We start from the raw sequence: 6,537 nt of genomic DNA on the forward strand, positions 1-6,537 counted from the left end.
GCAAACAGTTCAAGGCCTACCGCGGCATGGGCTCCCTGGGCGCCATGCAGACCCGCGGCAAGAACACGTCCTACTCCAAGGACCGCTACTTCCAGGCGGACGTTCCGGACGACGAGAAGCTCATCCCCGAGGGCATTGAAGGCCAGGTTCCGTACCGCGGCCCGCTGTCCGCCGTCGCGCACCAACTGGTCGGCGGCCTCCGCCAGACCATGTTCTACACCGGCGCCCGCAACGTTGCCGAGCTGAAGGCCAAGGGCAAGTTTGTCCGGATCACGGCGGCCGGGCTGAAAGAATCCCACCCGCACGACATCATGATGACCGTGGAGGCACCGAACTACAAGCGGTAGTCCCGCAGCCCGTGAGGGCGCCGTTCCCCGCACCGGGGGGCGGCGCCTTTCGTGTTAAGCGGGTGGCGGGACGCAGGCAGCTGGGCGCCGGCGAGGCGCCTCTTTCTGCCCGCCACAAGGTGAACCGTTCCAGCCGTGGGATAACCTAGAGCCGTGACTTATGAGATTGAAATTGGCCGTGGCAAGCGTGGGCGTCGAGCCTACTCCCTCGATGACGTGGCGATCGTCCCCTCGCGCCGGACGCGCGACCCGAAGGACGTCTCCGTCAGCTGGCAGATTGACGCGTACAAGTTCGACGCTCCGGTCATCGCCGCGCCGATGGACTCGGTCATGTCGCCGACCACCGCCATTGCCCTGGGCAAGCTCGGCGGCCTGGGCGTACTCAACCTTGAGGGCCTGTGGACCCGCTATGAGGATCCGCTGCCGGTGCTGGACGAGATTGCCGCGCTGGGCACGGAGAACTTCAGCCCGGCGGCGACCAAGCGCATGCAGGAGCTGTATTCCGCGCCGGTACAGCCGGAACTGATCACTTCCCGGCTGGCCGAGATCCGCGAAGCGGGCGTGACGGTGGCAGGCTCGCTCACTCCGCAGCGTACCCAGGAGTTCTACAAGACGGTGCTGGCCGCCGGCGTCGACGTCTTCGTGATCCGCGGCACCACCGTCTCCGCCGAGCACGTGTCCAAAACGCAGGAACCGCTGAACCTGAAGCAGTTCATCTATGAGCTGGATGTCCCGGTGATTGTGGGCGGCGCGGCCGGCTACACCCCGGCCCTGCACCTGATGCGGACCGGGGCGGCCGGTGTGCTGGTCGGCTTCGGCGGGGGAGCGACGACGACGACGCGCCGCGCCCTGGGCATCCACGCCCCGATGGCGTCGGCGATCTCCGATGTGGCTGCCGCCCGCCGGGACTACATGGACGAATCCGGTGGCCGCTACGTCCACGTCATCGCCGACGGCGGCCTGGGCTTCAGCGGGGACATCGTCAAGGCCATCGCGATGGGAGCAGACGCCGTCATGCTGGGATCGGCGCTGGCCCGCGCCGAAGAGGCACCGGGCCGCGGCTGGCACTGGGGCCAGGAGGCCCACCACGACGAACTGCCCCGGGGCGACCGGGTGAACGTGGGAACGGTCGGTCCGCTCGAACGTGTGCTGCACGGGCCGTCGAACCACACCGACGGCACCTCCAACCTGGTCGGTGCGCTGCGGCGGTCGATGGCGACCACCGGATATTCGGACCTGAAAGAGTTCCAGCGCTGCGAAGTGGTGCTGGCACCGATCCAAACCGGAGACTGATCCGATGCTGGGAGGCTGATAGGCGATGACCACTGGTGCGTTGAGTCCCGAAAGCCGCGAGCAGGCGCTGGCCGCCTTGCGCGCCACCCAGGAGCGCGGCGCCGAGCTGGACGTGCTGATCGTCGGCGGCGGCGTGGTGGGGGCCGGGGCCGCTCTGGACGCGGTCACCCGAGGACTGGATGTGGGCATCGTGGAGGCGCGGGACTGGGCCTCGGGGACGTCGTCGCGGTCTTCCAAGCTGATCCACGGCGGGCTCCGGTATCTGGAGATGCTGGACTTCGCACTGGTCCGCGAGGCGCTGCAGGAACGCGGGCTGCTGTTGGAGCGCATCGCGCCGCATCTGGTGCGGCCGGTGCCGTTCCTGTATCCGCTGACCAAGCGGTTCGTGGAGCGTCCCTACGTGGGCGCCGGCGTGGCCTTGTACGACGCGCTGGCCGTCGCCACGGGACGCGGCCGCGGCGTCCCCTTCCACAAGCACCTGTCGCGGCGCGGAACCCTCCGGGCTGCCCCCAGCCTGAAGAAGGACGCCATGGTGGGCTCCATCCGCTACTACGACGCCCAGGTGGACGACGCCCGGCTGGTCGTCAACGTGGTCCGCACCGCCGCGGCATTCGGCGCGCACGCGGCAAACCGCCTGGCAGTCATCGACTTCCTGCGCGAGGGCGAACGCGTCGTGGGTGCCCGGGTACGCAACCAGGAGGACGGCAGCGAGTTCAATATCCGGGCCAAGCAGGTGGTCAATGCCACCGGCGTCTGGACGGACGAAACCCAGGCGATGGTCACCGAACGCGGACAGCTGAGCGTGCGCGCCTCCAAGGGGATACACCTGGTGGTGCCCCGTGACCGGTTCCAGTCCACGGTGGGCTTGATTCTGCGCACCGAGAAGTCCGTGCTGTTCGTCATACCGTGGGGGCGGCACTGGATCATCGGCACCACCGACACTGACTGGAATCTGGACAAGGCCCATCCCGCCGCCTCGTCCAAGGACATCGACTACCTGCTGGAACACGTCAACCAAGTGCTCCAGCGCCCGCTCACCCGGGAGGATGTCGAAGGCGTCTACGCCGGGCTGCGGCCGCTGCTGGCGGGTGAGAACGAGTCCTCGGCAAAGCTCTCGCGCGAACATGTGGTGGCACACCCGGTCCCGGGGCTGGTGGTGGTGGCCGGAGGCAAGTACACCACCTACCGGGTGATGGCCAAGGACGCAGTCGATGAGGCAGCGCGCGCACTCGACGAGCGGGTGCCGCCCAGCTGCACGGACACCATTCCGCTGCTCGGCGCTGCCGGCTTCCGGGCAGCGTGGAACAAGCGCAGCCGTACGGCGGACCGGACGGGCATTCACGTGGCCCGGGTGGAGCACCTGCTTAACCGCTACGGGTCGATGGCTGACGAGGTGCTGGACATCATCACCGGGCAGCCGGATCTGGCCGAACCGCTGCCCGGTGCAGACGACTATCTGGCGGCCGAAGTCGTCTACGCGACCACGCACGAAGGAGCCCGGCACATCCACGACGTCCTGACCCGGCGGACCCGGATCTCCATCGAGGCGTGGGACCGCGGAGTCTCCGCCGCACCGGTCGTCGCCAACCTGATGGCGCCATTGCTGGGCTGGAGCGAAGAGCAGGTGGAGCGCGAAGTGAAGCACTATCTGGCCCGCGTGGAAGCCGAACGGCTCAGCCAGGAGCAGCCCGACGACGTCTTGGCCGACAGCGCCCGGATGGGCGTTGACGACATCGTCCCGCTGGCCTGAGCAGGCCGCGCAGGATTCGTTTTCTACAAGGTTGCGAAGTACCTTTAATGGGTGTTGAAGACTGCCCTCAAACCCCGCTGGATCGCGGCTCTGGTGCTTGCACTCGCCCTGTCCACGGTGTTCGTGCTGCTGAGCCAGTGGCAGTTCTCCACGTCCCGGAGCGAACCGCCGCCGCCCCCGGGGGAGACGGAATCCGTCAAGCCGCTCACCGACGTTTTCACACCGGGTGTTCCCATGACGGCCGCCACCGCGGATCAAATGGTGACCTTCAACGGCAGCTTTGTCCCCGGCGGGCAGGTACTGGTCCAGAACCGCCTGCAGCACGGCGAAACAGGGTACTGGGTGGTGGACCCGTTTGCAGTGGACGGCGTGGAGCAGTTCGGCGAAGGCGTGCTGATCCCGGTAGTGCGCGGCTGGGTCGAACAGCCGGCGGACGCCGCTCCGGCTCCGGAAGGTGACGCGACCGTCGTCGGGCGCCTGCTGCCCACCGAAGCCCCGCTGCCCGGAAACCGGCCCGCCGGGCAAGTCGCTTCGTTGTCCGCGGCTGAGCTGATCAACCGCTGGGACGCCCCCTGCTATTCCGGCTTTGTGGTCGGGACCGGCTTCACGGTTGCCGGCAAGGACCTGGGCCCGGCGACGGACGGCACGGCCATGCAGCCGGTGGTCATTGGACCTCAGCCGCAGGAAGCGCCGGTCAACTGGATGAACATCTTCTACGCCGTGGAATGGGTGGTGTTCGCCGGATTCGCCATTTTCCTGTGGTGGCGGCTGGTGGCTGATGACTACCGCCGCGACCTCGAAGCAGCCGAAGACGCCGCCGAGGCCGCCCGCCACGCAGCAGGTGACGCCGACGCTGCCCGCGGAGACGCCCCGGGCCCCGCCGGCACGACTCAAGCCGGCGGCCACGCCGCCGGCCAGACCAGCCCCAGCCACACACCACATTCAACGAGGTAGCCCCCGTGACAGAAAACGCCCCCGACCGCTCCGCCGCGTCCCCGCGCCCCGTCAAGCGCCGCTTCGGCGGTACCCACACCCAGATCCGCTCCGCCCTAACCTTCTACAAGGTCACCTCCTACATCACCGGTACCATGCTGTTGCTGCTGTGCGTGGAGATGGTGCTGCGGTACGGCTTCAACCTGTTCCTGTTCGCCGGCGGCACCAACACGGTGACCGGCGAGGCCTTTGGCTTCGGGCTGGCGCAGGCGGAACCGGCGGCGGTCGACAGCGGAGTGAACCTGTCCATCGCAGTGCTGATCGCGCACGGATGGCTGTACGTGCTGTACCTGATCGCGGACTTCCGGCTCTGGTCGCTGATGCGCTGGCCGTTCACCAGGTTCGTGCTGATCGCCCTGGGCGGCGTGATCCCCTTCCTGTCCATCATCCTGGAGCGCAAGGTGCACCGCGAGGTGGAGCAGGAACTGGCCGCCCATCCCGAGGCTGCCAAACGCTACTGACGGCAGCCGCGCACCCGCCGTGCCCTACCTCACGCCGGCAAGGCGTACGGCAAAGTGCGTGCCCAACGGAAGCGGCGACTATCCTGTAATGGTGACTACTCCTCCCGCCAATACGGACCACCGGCCTGTCCTCGTCGTCGACTACGGGGCCCAGTACGCGCAGCTGATTGCCCGCCGCGTACGCGAAGCCAACGTGTATTCCGAAATCGTCCCGCACACTTTCACCACCGAACAGCTGATGGCCAGGAACCCCGCGGCGATCATCCTCTCCGGCGGACCTTCCAGCGTGTACGCCGAAGGAGCGCCCAGGGTCGGTGCAGACCTGTTCGAAGCCGGCGTCCCCGTGTTCGGCATCTGCTACGGCTTCCAGGCCATGGCCAATGCGCTGGGCGGCAAGGTGGCAAAGACCGGCCTGCGCGAATACGGCGCTACCGCTGCCACCGCCGTGGGCGAGGGCAGGTCGATCCTGGCCGGCGTGCCGGCCACCCAGGACACCTGGATGAGCCATGGCGATTCCGTGCAGGAGGCGCCTGCGGGCTTCGAGGTGCTCGCCAGCACCGCCGGCGCCCCGGTGGCTGCCTTCGCAAACGACGAGAAAAAGCTGTACGGCGTGCAGTGGCACCCGGAGGTCAAGCACTCGGCCCACGGCCAGCGGGTGCTGGAGAACTTCCTGTTCCGCGGTGCAGGGCTGGAACCGAACTGGACCACCGGCAACATTGTGGAGGAGCAGGTGGAGCGCATCCGCGCCCAGATCGGCGACGCCCGCGTCATTTGCGGGCTCTCCGGCGGCGTGGACTCTGCCGTGGCCGCCGCCTTGGTGCAGCGCGCGGTCGGCGACCAGCTGACCTGCGTTTTCGTGGACCACGGGCTGCTGCGAGAAGGTGAAGCCGAGCAGGTGGAACGGGACTTCGTCGCCGCGACCGGCGTGAAGCTGCACGTAGCCAATGAACAGCAGCGCTTCCTGTCCGCGCTGGCCGGCGTCACCGACCCGGAAACCAAGCGCAAGATCATCGGCCGCGAGTTCATCCGCGCCTTCGAAGCCGCCGAGAAAGCAGTGCTGGCCGAGGCTGCCGCCGAGGGGGAGTCCGTGAAGTTCCTGGTGCAGGGAACGCTCTATCCGGACGTGGTTGAATCCGGCGGCGGCGAGGGTGCCGCGAACATCAAGAGCCACCACAACGTCGGCGGATTGCCCGAGGACCTGCAGTTCGAGCTCGTCGAGCCGCTGCGTACGCTGTTCAAGGACGAGGTCCGTGCCGTCGGTGCGCAGCTGGGCTTGCCGGCCGAGATCGTAGGCCGACAGCCGTTCCCCGGCCCGGGCCTGGGCATCCGGATCATCGGCGAGGTCACCCAGGAGCGCCTGGACCTGCTGCGCAAGGCCGACGCGATTGCCCGCGCCGAGCTGACTGCTGCCGGCCTGGACCAGGAGGTCTGGCAGATGCCGGTGGTTCTGCTGGCGGACGTGCGCAGCGTGGGCGTGCAGGGCGACGGCCGTACCTACGGGCACCCCATCGTGCTTCGCCCGGTCTCGTCCGAGGACGCAATGACCGCTGATTGGTCGCGTCTTCCCTACGACCTGCTCGCGAGGATCTCGAACCGGATCACCAATGAAGTGGACGGGGTCAACCGCGTGGTGCTCGACGTGACGAGCAAGCCGCCGGGAACCATCGAGTGGGAGTAGCCACAACGGGCAGCC

Annotated in this window: 6 protein-coding genes; all 6 read left to right on the forward strand. The window is 67.9% G+C overall.

Annotated elements, in window-relative coordinates; translation table 11 throughout:
• The coding region (locus AC5RWT_RS32925; RefSeq protein WP_494083881.1) for an IMP dehydrogenase at nucleotides 1–347 on the forward strand (347 nt) is incomplete at its 5' end.
• Between the two features lie 153 nt (nucleotides 348–500).
• On the forward strand, nucleotides 501–1,640 hold the full coding sequence (locus tag AC5RWT_RS32930) for a GuaB3 family IMP dehydrogenase-related protein (protein WP_494083882.1): 1,140 nt from the start codon (nucleotides 501–503) through the stop codon (nucleotides 1,638–1,640).
• 25 nt (nucleotides 1,641–1,665) lie between these two features.
• Entirely contained in the window at nucleotides 1,666–3,390 is a 1,725-nt protein-coding gene (locus tag AC5RWT_RS32935) for a glycerol-3-phosphate dehydrogenase/oxidase (RefSeq protein WP_494083883.1), read from the forward strand.
• A gap of 51 nt (nucleotides 3,391–3,441) precedes the next feature.
• Nucleotides 3,442–4,344, forward strand: coding sequence for an SURF1 family protein (locus AC5RWT_RS32940; protein ID WP_494083884.1), 903 nt, complete (start codon nucleotides 3,442–3,444; stop codon nucleotides 4,342–4,344).
• 5 nt (nucleotides 4,345–4,349) lie between these two features.
• Nucleotides 4,350–4,844, forward strand: coding sequence for a DUF3817 domain-containing protein (locus AC5RWT_RS32945; protein WP_494083885.1), 495 nt, complete (start codon nucleotides 4,350–4,352; stop codon nucleotides 4,842–4,844).
• 88 nt (nucleotides 4,845–4,932) lie between these two features.
• Nucleotides 4,933–6,522: a glutamine-hydrolyzing GMP synthase gene (guaA, locus tag AC5RWT_RS32950; protein WP_494083886.1), complete on the forward strand. Its 1,590-nt coding sequence runs from the start codon at nucleotides 4,933–4,935 to the stop codon at nucleotides 6,520–6,522.
• Nucleotides 6,523–6,537: the final 15 nt, after the last annotated feature.

Source organism: Arthrobacter sp. Dra40 (assembly GCF_059091905.1).